At 41.3% G+C, this 14,666-nt stretch carries 13 protein-coding genes and 1 pseudogene; 9 read left to right on the forward strand and 5 right to left on the reverse strand.

Annotated elements, in window-relative coordinates; genetic code table 11:
- The first annotated feature begins 2 nt into the window (after positions 1-2).
- Positions 3-2,471 (forward strand): restriction endonuclease-like protein, encoded by a 2,469-nt coding sequence (locus AAEO50_RS02390; protein ID WP_341980021.1) that lies wholly within the window; start codon positions 3-5, stop codon positions 2,469-2,471.
- A gap of 275 nt (positions 2,472-2,746) precedes the next feature.
- Here the strand turns inward: AAEO50_RS02390 and AAEO50_RS02395 are convergent, their stop codons facing one another.
- Together AAEO50_RS02395 and AAEO50_RS02400 are read right to left on the reverse strand one after the other, a co-directional pair.
- Positions 2,747-3,376, reverse strand: coding sequence for a hypothetical protein (locus tag AAEO50_RS02395; protein ID WP_341980023.1), 630 nt, complete (start codon positions 3,374-3,376; stop codon positions 2,747-2,749).
- A gap of 32 nt (positions 3,377-3,408) precedes the next feature.
- Complete coding sequence (locus tag AAEO50_RS02400) at positions 3,409-3,690, reverse strand: hypothetical protein (RefSeq protein ID WP_341980024.1); 282 nt, start codon at positions 3,688-3,690, stop codon at positions 3,409-3,411.
- Positions 3,691-4,029: 339 nt separating this feature from the next.
- On the opposite strand from AAEO50_RS02400, the gene AAEO50_RS02405 reads away from it, so the two are divergent.
- Positions 4,030-5,256 (forward strand): DUF819 domain-containing protein, encoded by a 1,227-nt coding sequence (locus tag AAEO50_RS02405; protein ID WP_341980027.1) that lies wholly within the window; start codon positions 4,030-4,032, stop codon positions 5,254-5,256.
- A gap of 148 nt (positions 5,257-5,404) precedes the next feature.
- Positions 5,405-6,217, forward strand: a complete 813-nt coding sequence (locus AAEO50_RS02410; protein ID WP_341980029.1) for a bacteriochlorophyll 4-vinyl reductase — start codon at positions 5,405-5,407, stop codon at positions 6,215-6,217.
- A gap of 87 nt (positions 6,218-6,304) precedes the next feature.
- Here the strand turns inward: AAEO50_RS02410 and AAEO50_RS02415 are convergent, their stop codons facing one another.
- Entirely contained in the window at positions 6,305-6,652 is a 348-nt protein-coding gene (locus tag AAEO50_RS02415) for a hypothetical protein (protein WP_341980031.1), read from the reverse strand.
- Complete coding sequence (locus AAEO50_RS02420; RefSeq protein WP_341980033.1) at positions 6,649-6,870, reverse strand: hypothetical protein; 222 nt, start codon at positions 6,868-6,870, stop codon at positions 6,649-6,651. Before AAEO50_RS02420 ends, AAEO50_RS02415 begins: the two co-directional genes overlap by 4 nt.
- A gap of 268 nt (positions 6,871-7,138) precedes the next feature.
- Between AAEO50_RS02420 and AAEO50_RS02425 the strand changes: the two genes are divergently transcribed.
- On the forward strand, positions 7,139-8,944 hold the full coding sequence (locus AAEO50_RS02425) for an ATP-dependent endonuclease (protein ID WP_341980035.1): 1,806 nt from the start codon (positions 7,139-7,141) through the stop codon (positions 8,942-8,944).
- A gap of 97 nt (positions 8,945-9,041) precedes the next feature.
- Positions 9,042-10,349 (forward strand): ATP-binding protein, encoded by a 1,308-nt coding sequence (locus AAEO50_RS02430; protein WP_341980037.1) that lies wholly within the window; start codon positions 9,042-9,044, stop codon positions 10,347-10,349.
- Positions 10,350-10,488: 139 nt separating this feature from the next.
- Here AAEO50_RS02430 and AAEO50_RS02435 read toward each other — a convergent pair.
- A pseudogene (locus AAEO50_RS02435) lies at positions 10,489-10,799 on the reverse strand (DUF3427 domain-containing protein); the annotation flags it as partial.
- 127 nt (positions 10,800-10,926) lie between these two features.
- Between AAEO50_RS02435 and AAEO50_RS02440 the strand changes: the two are divergent.
- From AAEO50_RS02440 to add, 4 genes are all read left to right on the forward strand, one after another.
- Positions 10,927-12,408 carry an NAD(P)/FAD-dependent oxidoreductase gene (locus AAEO50_RS02440; protein WP_341980039.1) on the forward strand — a complete coding sequence of 494 codons (1,482 nt, stop codon included), beginning with the start codon at positions 10,927-10,929 and terminating at the stop codon, positions 12,406-12,408.
- A gap of 226 nt (positions 12,409-12,634) precedes the next feature.
- Positions 12,635-12,829, forward strand: coding sequence for a helix-turn-helix transcriptional regulator (locus tag AAEO50_RS02445; protein WP_224874922.1), 195 nt, complete (start codon positions 12,635-12,637; stop codon positions 12,827-12,829).
- Between the two features lie 2 nt (positions 12,830-12,831).
- Positions 12,832-13,266 (forward strand): hypothetical protein, encoded by a 435-nt coding sequence (locus tag AAEO50_RS02450; protein WP_341980043.1) that lies wholly within the window; start codon positions 12,832-12,834, stop codon positions 13,264-13,266.
- Positions 13,267-13,523: 257 nt separating this feature from the next.
- Positions 13,524-14,525, forward strand: coding sequence for an adenosine deaminase (add, locus tag AAEO50_RS02455; protein WP_341980046.1), 1,002 nt, complete (start codon positions 13,524-13,526; stop codon positions 14,523-14,525).
- The last annotated feature ends 141 nt before the right edge of the window (positions 14,526-14,666 follow it).

Raw genomic sequence — 14,666 nt, forward strand, 5'->3', positions numbered from 1 at the left:
GTATGAGTGGATCGGAGACGAAAGAGCTTCTGTACATCGAGACGGAGGATTTGTCGCTTTATATTAAGGGGATGCCGTATAATGCCCGCTTTGAGAATCTGTCACAGTATCGAAAGCACTCTGTTATTGAGAAAGAGGCTATGAGGTTTAAGGTGAGCGGGGAGAATATAGATTCAGTTGAATTTTATGATGTGGAGACTGATTCGCTTGAAGTTGAAGATGGACATTCTTATTCTCCTATTTTCTTTGAGAATGGCACTTATCAGATCGTCATTTCACCTAAGACTGATAAGAAAGTGTCTTTTTATCATGAGCATCCAGGGCTAAGGAGTGCTGTTGAGCCTGTGGGGAGAGGGAAGAATCCGATTCTCATGGGGAACTTGCAGTTCATGAATGAGGTCGGATTCACGAGCTTTCAGGTGAAGCATAACGGGAAGACGTTAATTGATGTTACACTTGAAATTTTCCCAACGAAGTTAAGTTATAAGGATGATTACCGTAAACTGCTTGAAGAGGTGAATGATGAGGTCTATAATCTGGCGTTTCACTTTATTAAGAAGACGTTTTTAGGGGCATCAAATCATTTGTCAGAGAATCCTTCTTTAACTGAGTTTTACCGGTTGATTGAGTTTTATTTTGAGAGTTTTATCAAATCGATCCAGCGAATTGAGGAGCAGCCGCATCATCAACTGCTGACGGAGCATCAGATGGTACGAGGTGAGCGGATCAAGAAGCTGGATAACAAGGGGAGAAAGCATTTACGCCGTAACCCTCGCTTGTTTATAGAAACGGAAAATGGGATGGTCCTGCATGATAAGCCTGTGTTTCCAGTGAAAGGCTTAAATACCCGCAAAACCATTACCTACGACACGCTAGAGAATCGGTTTGTAAAGTGGATGATGGAGCGGCTAAGTCACAAGTTAGCGGATATGGCTAAGAAGGTTGCCAGCCAGTCTGGCAGGTATGAAAGAGCAGTTGATGAAGAGCTGCTGGGTAACATCATGTCCATGCAGAAGAAGTTAAAGACTTTTATGAACAAGCCGTTTTGGAAGAGTATCAGCTCCATTGATCGAACGGTGACGAGTATGGTGATTCAACGGAAGATCGGGTACAGGGATGCTTATAAGATCTATTTAGTGGTGACAAGAGGACTGGCGTTAGAAGGCGAGCTGTTTAAGATGTCTGTGAAGGACGTGGCCACTCTTTATGAGTATTGGACGTACTTAAAGATGGGACAGATCCTGAGGAAAAACTATGTATCAGAGTACCAGGATGTTGTGGCCATTCGCCATGGAACCTTGTTTGTTGATCTAGATCAGACATCAAATGCAAAGCAGGTATTTACTCATCCTCAGACGGGTGAGCGGATTGTTCTTTCTTTTCAGAAGAGAGAAGGGAAGCTGCCTACGGTGACGCAGAAGCCAGATATAATGCTTGAGGTTGAGAAGAAGCATTCGCATAACCGATATCATTATGTGTTTGATGCGAAGTATCGGATTGATTTCGGATTTGGGACAGGTACTGCTGAGAAGGTCGGTCCACTTGAGGAGGATATTAATACGATGCACCGCTACCGGGATGCGCTGGTGAAGAAGCATCATCAGCGTGACAGTTATGAGCGGTATTCCTTTGGCTCTTATGTGTTGTTTCCGTGGAATGAAGAGCAGACTTATTTGGAGCATCCCTTTTATAAGAGTATTGATGAAGTGAATATTGGCGGGCTGCCGTTCCTGCCGAATTCCACCGTTCTGGTTGAGCGTTTAGTAGACCGGCTTGTTGAGAGTAATCCTGAGGATCTGCAGGAGGAAGGTGTCTTGCCGACTGGAGCATGGACTCATTGGGAGTCGTCGCTTGATGAGAAAGTGCTAGTTGGTACGGTGAATGATGCTCAGATGTATCACGAATATAAGAAGTTTGGTTATTTTGAGTTGGATTCTGCAGTGCTGCGGAAAGGTTGGCAAAGTTCTGAGTATGTGGCGTTGTATGTGACTAGTGACGTGAGTGCTCAAACTGGAGTTGCTAATGGAATCGAGTTTTATGGACGTGTCCATGATCTGAAGATTCAAGGAACGCGAGTGAGATTTGAAGTTGAGAGTTGGCGGAAGCTGAAGCGTGGGATTCGCCCGGTTGGTTATGGGATTCAGTCTCATATGTTGACGACGATGGCTTTGCTTGAGCAGGCTGAGGAGCTCCCGGAGTTGTTTATGAAGTCGGGTGAGGAGATTAAGTTGTGGCGGATGTTGAGGCGGCTATCTAGTAAAGTGTTGACTAGTTTAGATGATACATCGGTTGATCGGGCTAGGAAGGTTCAAGCTTATCAGATTGGACATGTTGAGGTGTTATTTAATTCAGTGAGCAAGCGAATTGAAGTTTTGCAGAATGATGAATTGTTAAATACTGTTTCATTAGACGTTTTACAAAAACATCCTGCACAGGCGTTTAAGGTTATTAAGGATAGTGTTTATATGTGATAAAGATTCGGATACTTTCCGGATCTTTTTTCTGTTTTTTGGACTAAGTGGTAAGGAGGAAAAATTGAAGTTAGTTAAAAGAGTAATGACACCATTATAAATTTATACATAATAAAAGGGTATTTCTTATTTTTGTGGAATCCTATAAAAATATGGAAGGGCAGCACGGGGACGGTTCTCTTGCTTCCGAAGCATAAGAACCGTCCCCGTGATTACAGGAAACCAGGGGGACAGGAACTGCGGTTTAAAGACCAGGGTACCTGTCCCCTTGTTTTTTACTTCGATTCATTCTTCGTATACAAAATAATGCGCGGCCCTTGGACGCCTCCGATGTGGCCGTCGGCTCCCTCGGGAGCTTCGATCATGGTGCTGAAGCGGATGGTTTTCTTTTCTTTTGCTTTTAGTTCAGCGTGGAACGGTGCCTCCTGGTTAAGGAAAGGGACAGGTTTATAGTTGTTCTCATCGAAGCTGTAAGTGAATGTCAGATTGTCATTGCCGGTGTTCTCAAAGGTCATTTCGCATTCGGCGGTCATGGTCCTCGGGTTATCCCAGTCCGGGACGTCAAACATACATACGCTATCGTCCGAGATATAGTTTACCTTTTCAACCCCTTTTGCCATGAATTGCTGATAGAAGTCCACGGCTAGTGCCGGGGAGGACAGGACAAAGACAAAAGCGATGGTCACGGTGAGCAATTGGAATTTTTTCAGAGCGAACCAGAGCACGGTCACACTTGCAATCATCAATACATGTGAAAGGATGGAGAGATGAAAGGCCAGGTTGAGATGTCTCGTCAGAATGATCTCCATTTCAGGTGCTTTGAGAGAGGTAAAGGGGAATCTCAAGAGGAACGAAATGAGAAACAGAACGAATGATGCTGCTAATAATAATGGTGATTTAATCATGGTTTACCTCCAATCCGGTTTGAGTTTGAAGTTTAAAATGGAAGGGTCTTGGCGCCCATCATAAAGAAAATGCTGACGGAATACCTGAACACCACATAGGCTATCGTCAGTCCGATCACCAGATGCAGGCCCCAAAGACGCCGGATGGAGTTCAATAGAATGATATCTAGTACAAGCCAGACAACAGGCAGCGCGGCTACAACAAAAAAATAGTAAAAGCTGCTGAAAAACCCCAGCACAATCGACGCTGCAATCAACAGTGAAAAAATAACTTGAATCACATAAAATATCAACAAACTAATCTTTCTTTTCATCATTTCACCTCTCTTTGCGGGACAGGGGTAAGGTACATTGTCCCGGGTTGGATGCACAGTAGTTCTATTTTAAGATAAATACTGGTTTAATAGTAGGGATTTTTTTAGAAAGGGAGGTATAGGGATTGTTCTCACGTGGAATGTGCTTTAGGAGTAGAGGGGGGACGGTTCCGATAAAAAGAGATTTTCAATTATAAGTAAAGATACGAACTAGGGCTAGCTTCTTTTTACTCAAGAAGCAGTTAGCCCTAGTACGTCCTCGCTTGAATATTTTGAATTTTCAACCTAATATAGGTAATATATTAATAGTGCAAAAAACTGTAAAAAGGAGGAAACGTTTTGGAGAATACACTTATTAAAGCAGATGATTATGTAACGCTCTGGGGCATTATCGTAGTATGGGCTTCAGCAAGCATCTACATAGAACAGCGCTACAGTTGGGCGGCGAAGATTTCTGGTGCGATTGTTGCGCTGATAGGTGCTATTATTCTATCAAATACCGGGATTATTCCTACAGCGTCGCCGGTTTATGATGCCGTCTGGACATTTATCATTCCGCTCGCGATTCCGCTGCTGCTTTTTCATGTGAATTTTAAAAGGATTTGGCAGGAAAGCGGACGGCTGCTGATTATTTTCATGATCAGCTCGATCGGTACGGTTGCAGGGGTGATCATGAGTTTCTTTATATTGAAGGATCATATACCAGTCCTTGATAAAATCGGCGCCATGCTTAGTGCATCTTATATTGGAGGCGGGGTCAACTTTGCAGCCATGGCAGCAAAATTCGAAGCGCCTGGAGAAATGGTTTCTTCCGCAGTGGTCGCAGACAATTTAATGATGGCCATTTATTTCATCGTGCTGATGATGATTCCGGCCATGAACTTTTTTAGAAGACGCTTTACAGCACCACACGTGGAAAAAGTGGAAAGCGGAGGAATCAGAGAAGAGGGCAAGACACTCGCAGAAAGCTTTTGGGAACGAAAGGATATATCCCTGAAGGATATTGCGTTGTCTGTCGGAACTGCCTTCCTGCTCGTGATGGTTTCGTTTAAAATCGCAGCATTCCTGGACGGGGTGATTCCTTCCGGGGAGGATACGTCTTTCTTTTTAAATTTAATGAATGGATTGTTCGGCGACCAGTACTTAATGTTAACGACATTGACATTCCTGGCACTTGCACTGTTTCCAAGATATTTTGAAACAATTAACGGAAGCCAGGAAATCGGTACGTTTCTCATTTACTTGTTCTTTGTGGTGATCGGCATTCCGGCATCGATCCCGCTCATCGTTCAAAATGCTCCGCTGCTTCTCGTGTTTGTATTCATTATTGTAGTCGTGAATATGGCCGTGTCACTGACGGCAGGAAAACTGTTGAAATATGACCTTGAAGAAATCCTTCTGGCCAGCAATGCCAATGTCGGCGGCCCGACAACAGCTGCAGCCATGGCGATTGCGAAAGGGTGGAAGGATTTGATTGGGCCGATTCTTGTTGTGGGGACGTTGGGGTATATTATTGGGAACTATGTAGGGACTACTTTGGGGATATGGTTTTCTGGGTTTATGTAAATGGCACCCCCCGCAAGGAATCAGTTATATTCTCTTTATCGCTATTGTAGAAGGGAAAAGGGGGATGGTTGGTTCTCGAGGGGGGAATGAACTGTAAACGGTTTGATTTATAATGAGCGTGAAATTATTTTTTTTAGGAGTGTACTAAATGACTGCAACTAACAAACTAGAATTAATTATTGAAAAATCTCTAAGCTTGCCTGGGGTGAAGGTTTCCAGGGGAGATTTTTTAACGAGCGTGTTCTCTAAACGAAAAGATGCGGCCCAGCTAAAGGAGATTGTAGAGAAGGGGCCATATGGTGCAGGGGTAACCAGAAAGGAAATTGATAACATTGCGAAGTCGATCATTCATAAAAGAACGTTGACCAGTACATCCATCTCATTTGGGGCCGGGCTTCCGGGAGGAATTGCAATGGCAGGGACGATCCCCGGGGACGTCATTCAATTCTACGGGATAGCCATGAGGCTCGCACAAGAATTGGCGTATTTATATGGACATCACGACTTATGGTTGGAGGAACACCTGGATACAGAGAGAGCACGGGATAAAATCATCGTTTTCTTAGGTGTCATGTTTGGAGTGGGGGGCTCCACTTCAGCAATTAAATTCCTGTCCTCAAGCCTATCTAAGCAGGTATTGAAAAAGCTGCCTCAAAAAGCATTAACGAAAACAATTTACTACCCGATTATTAAGAAGATTGCCGGATATATAGGGGTAAAGCTCACCAAAGAGACATTTGCCAAGGGTCTTTCTAAAGCAATCCCCGTTGTAGGGGGAGTAATATCTGGCTCCATTACTTATACCACAATGAGACCCATGGGTAAAAGATTGGCCGTAACGTTATCAGAAATCCTTGTCATGACAGAAGAGGAAGTCAAAGAAGAATATTATGAGCTGCGTAAAGAATTTCCTGAGATTATTGACGTTGAGTTTGAAGAGGTGGAGGATATCGAAGTATAGAGTATTACCGTGCAGTATGGGGACGGCTCTCTTGCTTCCGAAGCACAAGGCAGAGTGGGAACGGTTCCCACTCTGCTTTTCATCTTTTTATTGGGAAAATTGCTCATCATGGAAGGTAGTGGAGAGTGGGGTTTGTTCCCGCTCTACTTTTCTCGCTATACAAAAAGTAGGATGAGAACCGTCCCGGTGATTCCTGAGTTTCTCCCAAATCTCTTGAAAAACCTCCTCATTATAAAAAGGCTTCTCATAATAGTTATGCATTTCCCTGGAATTCGTCTGTCTCACATTCTGCAGATGATAGCGATTATCGGCAATAAAGAAGTTAATAAGATTAGACTCGATATAATAGGTCGCCGACTGATTAAACTTCTCATGATCAATCAAGATCGAACAATTTAAGTTCTTACGCCTCTTATCTTCTAAATGATTCTTCAACCGCTGAGCAGCTTGAACCGTTTGTCTATATAGACAGAGGGCTTTTTGTTATGGTTGTAAAGAATATATACGATTGGATAGTTGTTTAAGTGTACTGTTTTTACGTGAGTGAGATGCTCATGGCTGAAATCTTTCTTTTCTACAATAAGTTCGTTCATTCTCTTAACCTCATTGTCTGTTTCTTTAATATTACCATGAAATTTCCCAATAATGCCCATGTTCTATTCATTTTCAATCTCTAAAAAGTCCCTCGCACGAAATTCGACAAATACGGGGTGTCACATTGACTATAACTCTAATGAGAAATAACTGTTTATTACTCTACCAGTTAGAATCTTATAAGCGTATTTGTGAAAAAATATTCTTTTAGGAATAATTTGATGTTTATATGTAAAAATATGTCGATTACTGATTTAATAGTATTAGGTAAAAATCTTTATTCTTTTTGATTCTAATTAATATAAATCCTTAATTGAGGGGGAAATTATGCAATTAAAATATATAAGGATCAAGAATTTTCGTAGCATAGAAGACATTAATATTAATTTATATGATTTTACTAGTCTCATAGGTCCAAATAACTGTGGGAAATCTACAATTATTAGGGCTATAGAGATTTTTTTAAATCAAGTAAAACCAAGTATCGATGAATGGAAAAAAGGTTGTGAAGATCAGGAAATAGTAATAGAGGGTTTATTTGAGCACCTTGAAGATTGGGAGCGGAACACTCCCGGTGTAGCAGGTTTAGTTAATGATGGAAAGATCAAGCTAAGAGTTAGAGCGAAAATTAATCCTGATGGAAAAGCCGAAACCAGTTATGAAGCATTTATTAAACAATATGAGATTCAAGGATGGTCAGAACGTTGGCCAGATTTAAGTTCTGAAATAAAAGATATTGCAGAGGAATTAGGAATTAATAATGGAACACAATGGAGAACTAAGGCAAATAGAACAAAGGTAGAAGAGAAAGTGACACAAGAAAGAACAGATTTAGCTATTTTAATGGGGGAAGATTGGACTTCTGAAAACATTAGCATAGCTCCAGCTTTAAAACAAGCGCTCCCTAATGCAGTAGTCATTCCCGCTGTAAAAGATGCCGCCGATGAAATTAAAACTTCCAATACCACTATCTTCGGAGCTCTGTTAGGACAAATTATACTCCCTGCTATTCAAGGAATGGATGAATATAAAAATTTAATTGAAAGTGTCGAGACACTCTCCAAAACGTTGTCTGGTGAAGCGGGAGAAGAAGTCCCAATTATCAAAGAGTTGACACAAGAGATAACCACAAGAATGTCATCAATTATTGAATCAAAGGTAAAGATAACCATGTCGACTCCTGATACTAATAAATTTGTTGGGTCAAATACAACATTATTAATGGATGATGGGACGGAGACAACTATTGGTAGACAGGGACACGGCTCTCAACGATCACTGGTCTTTGCTCTTATTGAAGTTCTTGCCAATCGGGTTTCTAATTCCGACCAAAATGTAAAATCCACAATTTTATTATTTGAAGAGCCTGAGCTCTATTTGCACCCTCACTTAATGGGAAGGTTAAAAAATGCTCTAAAAAGTATTTCAAACAAGGAGAGCTGGCAGGTGGTCATTAGTACTCACTCTCCCTTCTTAATCGATGTAGTGGATAACCCTCAATCACTAGTAATTTTAAACAGAAATTCTTCAGCCGAATCGCCATTTAGAAATCAACTTCGCGTAGATCCGTTTATTGAAAGTGGAACAGCAAGAGAAGAGAAAAATGCACTTAGAGCTTCCTTGGATTTCCATCCTACAGTTAACCAAGCTTTTTTTGCTAAAAGAGTCATTTTGGTGGAGGGAGATACAGAGCTTGCGCTTTTCAATCATGCTTTAAAACTACATGAGTATTTTGATGTTTCGGAAGAAGTATATAATAATACAACGATTGTTTCGTGTGGTGGGAAATGGACGATTGTACCGTATGCTAAATTGCTCTGTGCGTTCGGAATTCCTTTTAGAATAGTCCATGATTGTGATAGAAAGGACAGAAGTGATGATGAACTAGAAGGTTGTCATGCAATTGATCCTTTTAAGGCTAATGAAAAAATTAGAGTTTCTGCAAATGGAAACCAAATATTTTTAGTAGAAGATACCTTAGAACATTTGCTTTGGGAGCAAGGCGTAGTAGTACCTGCAAAAGATAAACCATTCTCAACTTGGAAAAGGGTTAATGAGCTTTTAGCTGAAGAAAGTAAGCTTGAAAACTTTCCTCGTTTAAGAGACTTATTTAATTTTGTATATAATTGGTAATTCTATACCCTATATAAACAGTATTGCCATCCTCTAGTAATATATTAACTTGCTAGTGGTAGGGGCACTCTAAAAATAGAAAATTAGGAGGTTTATAATGACAGTTACAGTTTCATTGAAGGATGTATTTGGTGTTTCAAAAAATATCTTGAAAAGTTATGTATTGCGTCCTGAAATAGATAATGAATTTGAAGATAAACTAGTATTAACCGATCATCATTTAGTGGTTTTTGGGGAAACGAAAGTTGGTAAAAGTCATTTAAGAAAAAAATACATCCCTGAAAATAAAGATGTAGTGGTAGTTGACTGTACCAAAGGGGTAAGTCTATCAGAGATATATACACAAATACTTTATAAGGCGAATATTGAATTAACCGATAGCCTTAGCAGAAGTATTGAAGAAGGTTCTAGGTTAACTGGCGAAATTCAGGCTAACTTTCTGCAATTCCTTAAATCAAAACTATCTGGTGAGCTGAGTGAAAAAGAAATAACTACTGAAATAGTGAAGCCTCCTATTCCATCAACTGTGAGTGTGAGACTTGCAGATGAATTGAAAAAGGCCGGTGTGGAATTTATAGTCCTAGATGATTTTCACTATCTAAATCTTATTGAGCAATATCTCTTAGCTTATGATTTAAAGATGTTTTATCAAAGTGGTTTGCGTTTTATTATTATTGGAACAAAGATAAGTTCAGGCTACTTTGAGAAATTTAATGGAGAATTGTCACAACGAATTGATTATATTGATGCTACTAAATGGTCTGTGGAGAATTTACGTGAAATTCAACAAAAGGGTTGTCATGAACTTAATATAGGTATTTCCGATGAAATAGTTGATTATTTCATCAGCACATCAAGTGGTATTGTAGCCGTTTATCAGGCTTTATTATTTGATTACTGTAGGATGAACGAGATTAAAAAAACTGTGACTGATCACATAGTTTTAGATAACTTGGAGTTAGCAAGGGAATGTAACTTAAACTATTGGAAAAACTATAGTGAAATGTACTTTAAAAAGATTCAGGATATTGCAGGTGGCGGAAGAAGAAGGAAATTACAATTGTATTACTATATAATGGTAGTTGTTATGAATTCAAGTGTAGAAGTACTGAGAAAGGGTTTTCCTTTTCAATACTTATTTGAGAAAATCAACGAGATACATCCTTTGAAAACAAGTTTAAATCAGGGATCTTTAACATCTGTTCTCAATCATATAGATGATTTGCAAGTTGATAAAGATATTTTCCCGAAGGTTTTTACCTATTATGATAAAAGGTTATATGTAGTAGATTCAGTTTTCTATTATATTATGCAACATTTCCCTCCAGAAAAAATTGATGAAATTCTCCCTCCTCATGAATACGAGATAAAGTTAGGGGAAATATCCGAGGATGCTGTAGAATAACTATTTTTAAATTTCATTAATAATGCTAGCTACTAAATAATAATATAGTGAATTCCTATCCTGTTTTATAGAGGTTAGACCCCAGTAGGATCCCTTTATTAGAAGGTATTTTTATGGTGTCTAACCTTTTTATATGATGTTACAATATATTCTTATTAGCCCGAGGCAACAAATAAGAAGGCATTTTCTCGTCAAGCTCCCAAACAAAACTCATTGGCTTGTTCCCAGAGTGCTTAATTTATTCGCTGTCCCAAGAAAGACGAAAGGTGAATGAATGTTGCCTTTTTCTTTTTTGTATTCTCTGACAAATAGGGCTTTTTTGTTGCCGGTCTTGCAGTGATGAATGTACCTTTGGTCAGTCGGGCTTTCTTCGCTGACTTTACATTGGGTTTGTCAGTGAAATAGCTTTTCGTTTATGGCTTAGTCCTCATAAAGTGTTGAAGGGGAGAAGCCCCCATTTAACGAAAGTCAGTACATCGCGACACCTCCATTCTTATCTTCTCAGGTCTATTAAGGGTATAATGATGGCAACTACAACGAACATTGCTTACGGGAAGCAAGGAGCGGAGGTTATTCCTTGTCTAAGTCGGTTTGTATTATTGGTGCGGGTGTGGGGGGATTGACGGCGGCTGCCTATTTGGCGAAAGAAGGGTATAAGGTGACGGTCCTTGAGAAGGCCGCGACCGTTGGAGGTTCAGCGGGGTGGTATGTTCGGAAAGGACGGAAGTTTCCGACAGGCGCAACGATTACGTTTGGCTTAGAGGAAAAGGGCTTGTTGAGAACTTTGTTGAGCGAGCTAGATATCGACCTACCTGCGGAAGAACTGCTTCACCCCATGGATGTCATTTTGCCGGAAGGGAAGGTTTCGATCGTTAAAAGTCCAGATTTGTGGGCACAGGAACTGAAGGAAGCTTTTCATCCGAGAAGAGGGGATGTGGTAAGGTTCTGGGAGGCTCTTCAACGAATAAGTGATGATGTCCTTGCTGTGACAGAAAGCAGGGTTTCTTTGCCCGTCAGAAAACGATATGACTTGGGAAGATTGCCTCGTCACGCTGTACAGCATCCAAGATCGATGGCCCGCCTGGCACGATATGCGCTGTATACAGTTGAAGATTTCATGAGGAAGTATCATCTTGACTCGTATGAACCACTGCGTCAACTGCTGAACGCACAGCTTCTTGATGCAGTGCAGACGGATGTCAGGGAGGCAGCCTTGCTTCCATCAAGTCTGGCTCTGACGATTTATCGAAGAGGCAGTTTCTTTATAGAAAACGGTATGGGCCAGCTGGGAAAAGTACTAGCATACCGCATTAAAGAACTCGGCGGCGAAATTGTGAAAGTGTCACCGGTTGAAAGCCTTGTATATGAAGAAAGCCGGAAACAATGGAGGGTGGCCAGTCGTAAATGTACGTCTTCCTTCGACTTTGTTATCAACAATTCAGGCATCTCCTTTGGGGAGGGAACGAGCTATGTGAGCGAGGACGATTTTTCCTGGGGAGCCTTTAGAGTCGATGCCATTTTGTCTAGAAAAAGGTTGAGCGAGTCGTTAAAGGAAATGACATTACCTTTCGCTTATCAAATCGTTCCGAGTCTGGATTCTCCCTCTCTTAGGGCAAACACCCATGGACCAGTTTATGTCACCTTCAATCATTCTGTTGACCCGAAAGGTGAGTTGGTTGAAGGGGAAGTGATGATGACGGTCTCGCTGCATACTAAATTAGAGAGCTGGTCGGGATATACAGAGGATGAGTACCAGCGAATCAAGGAGCAGGTGACAGAAGAGATTCTCGCGGAGATCGGGAAGGTCATTCCGGTAAAAGAGAACCTGCTGTTTGCAGAAGCGGGCACTCCCCTGACATATGAGTACTATATCGGAAAAAGGACCGTCGGAGGCTTTCCGCTGACCGTTCGAAATGCCATCACCAAGCCGAAAAGTGTCCGGTCTCCACTGCCGCAGCTGTACATTGCCGGCGAACAGGTCTTTCCGGGGCCGGGAACGTTATCTTCGGCTCTCAGCGGGTATTATGCGGCGAGGAGTATAATGATGGATCATAAGTGAAGGTGTCGTAGATCTCTATTAGATACTGAAGTAGAGTGGGTTTATACCTGCTCTATTTTTTTGGACTCATCCCTATAAAGGACGTTGCTTAGCCGGATTCACCGTGTAAAGTGGGGAAGCACAAGACCCGTCATCGCGCTCGTTGTTTGAAATACATGACAATATGTAAGATATAATTGACATATTTAAAGTATTTTGAATATACTGTAAGTGAGGAGGGAATTTTTTGAAAAACCGAAAAATGAAGATGGCGCGAGTGGAAGCGGATGTATCTCAAGAAAAGTTAGCAAGCATCGTTGGCGTCACCAGGCAGACGATCAATCTGATCGAGGCAGGAAACTATAACCCGAGTCTGAAATTGTGTACGGCCATTTGCAAAGCTCTAAATAAAACGTTGAACGATTTATTTTGGGAGGAATGACGATGAGTGTTGAAAAAGTTGTAAAGGAAACAAAGATAACCATCGGTGTACTTATGCTTGTAAGCTTGGTCCTTCTTGTCGCATGGTTTATTATCGACATAAAGGAAGTACCTTTCACGAACAATAAAGCCCTGCTCGCTTTATCGCTTATTCCTCTAAGTGCAGCCCTAGCTTCTTTCCTTAAACTGATGAAAATAAAAAAGAACCCTAACGTAATCCTATCCGAAACGGATGAAAGACTTGTCGCCGAAAAAAATGAAGCTGATGCCAAAGCATTGAAGTTGCTTCAAGGCGTTTTGTTCCTATCCTATTTGGGCTACACATTTATCATCCCCGACGACACCTTCAACTCAATCGGGTGGTGGATCACATTAATCGTTCTGCTCCTATCACTGTTCGCTCCATTGGTCTTCCGCCATATCACGAAAGAAACTTGAGATGAGCATCAAAGGTTGGGACAATGTGCCGTTCCTGACATTTTGTAATGAACCGGACACTCAAGGTCACAATCAACCCAAAGTGATTCCTTATGTTCGTTGGTATCAAAACACGTTCGGAAAGGTGGAGGGCAAATGGCTAGCGGTATGTTTTTACTCCTTATTGTTTTGACTACAGTGATTATTATTAGAAGGAAAAAATAGATTCGGTCGGTGTTGTGGGGCCAGACCCCCGGTACGGTGGAGGAGGTCCACTAATGAATATTTCAGTAATGCCAAAAATTGAACTGCACTGCCATTTGGATGGGAGTGTTCGACCAGAGACCATCATAGATATCGCAAAGAGAGATGGCATCCATATCCCTTCTTTTGTAATAGAAGAGATGAAAGAAGAGCTCATTGCTCCTTTAGACTGCGAATCATTGGATGAATACTTAGAAAAATTCTCGATTCCTAATGCCGTTATGCAGACAAAAGAAAATTTAAAGAGAATTACCTTTGAGCTTTTTGAAGACGCTGCAAACGAGCATGTGAAATATATGGAGGTCCGGTTTGCGCCGTTGCTTCACACTCGTCAGGGATTAACGGTCGAAGAAATCATAGGAAGTGTGATCGAGGGGATGAAAGAAGCAGAAGAACAATTTGATATCAAAGGGAATATCATTTTGTCTTGTATGAGAACGATGCCTTCCGAACGTGCATTTGAGGTCGTTGAAAAGGGTAAGATCTTCCTTGGAAAAGGAGTCGTCGCGATTGACTTATGTGCTTCCGAAGAGGAAGGGTTCTGCGCGAAATTCATTGAACCCATCTCGCTCGCCAGGGAATATGGCTACAGAGTCACGATCCACGCAGGTGAAACGGGAATCGGAAGAAATGTGCTCGAGGCTGTTGAATGGCTGGGGGCTGAAAGAATCGGCCACGGTGTATATATAAAAGACTGTGAAGAAGCCTATCGGGTTGTGAAGGATAAACAAATCGTGCTGGAGATCTGCCCGACCAGTAATGTGCAGACCAAAGCGGTTTCCCAATTTCGTGATCATCCCCTATATGAATTCCACAGGGAGGGAATAAAAATAACCATCAATACTGACAACAGAACGGTATCCGATACAACGATGACGAAGGAATTTAATGTTGTCTGGAATCAGTTTGATATGAGCGATGAAGATTACAGGGATATCTATAAGAACAGCGTGGAAGCCTCATTTGCGGCGGATGAGGTGAAGGAGGATTTGAAGAAGTATTTGTTGGGTAGTTAGAAGCCAGAGTAGAGTGGGGACGGTTCCCACTCTACTTTTTTCTTTTATTATGCAGCTCTTCATAAAAAAACCCAGCCCGATTGGGTTCATCGTGAAACGTGGGTAGGCACCGTTCTTAAGTCTATCAAATTCCCCAAAATT

Source organism: Rossellomorea oryzaecorticis, assembly GCF_038405515.1.
In the GTDB taxonomy this organism is placed as follows: domain Bacteria; phylum Bacillota; class Bacilli; order Bacillales; family Bacillaceae_B; genus Rossellomorea; species Rossellomorea oryzaecorticis_A.

Excerpts from the sequence above, each read along its gene's own strand:
- AAEO50_RS02425 (WP_341980035.1), top strand. The coding sequence starts at position 7,139 with ATGCAATTAAAATATATAAGGATCAAGAATTTTCGTAGCATAGAAGAC.
- AAEO50_RS02390 (WP_341980021.1), top strand. The coding sequence starts at position 3 with ATGAGTGGATCGGAGACGAAAGAGCTTCTGTACATCGAGACGGAGGAT.
- AAEO50_RS02420 (WP_341980033.1), bottom strand. The coding sequence starts at position 6,870 with ATGGGCATTATTGGGAAATTTCATGGTAATATTAAAGAAACAGACAAT.
- AAEO50_RS02410 (WP_341980029.1), top strand. The coding sequence starts at position 5,405 with ATGACTGCAACTAACAAACTAGAATTAATTATTGAAAAATCTCTAAGC.
- AAEO50_RS02430 (WP_341980037.1), top strand. The coding sequence starts at position 9,042 with ATGACAGTTACAGTTTCATTGAAGGATGTATTTGGTGTTTCAAAAAAT.
- AAEO50_RS02395 (WP_341980023.1), bottom strand. The coding sequence starts at position 3,376 with ATGATTAAATCACCATTATTATTAGCAGCATCATTCGTTCTGTTTCTC.
- AAEO50_RS02450 (WP_341980043.1), top strand. The coding sequence starts at position 12,832 with ATGAGTGTTGAAAAAGTTGTAAAGGAAACAAAGATAACCATCGGTGTA.
- AAEO50_RS02400 (WP_341980024.1), bottom strand. The coding sequence starts at position 3,690 with ATGAAAAGAAAGATTAGTTTGTTGATATTTTATGTGATTCAAGTTATT.
- add (WP_341980046.1), top strand. The coding sequence starts at position 13,524 with ATGAATATTTCAGTAATGCCAAAAATTGAACTGCACTGCCATTTGGAT.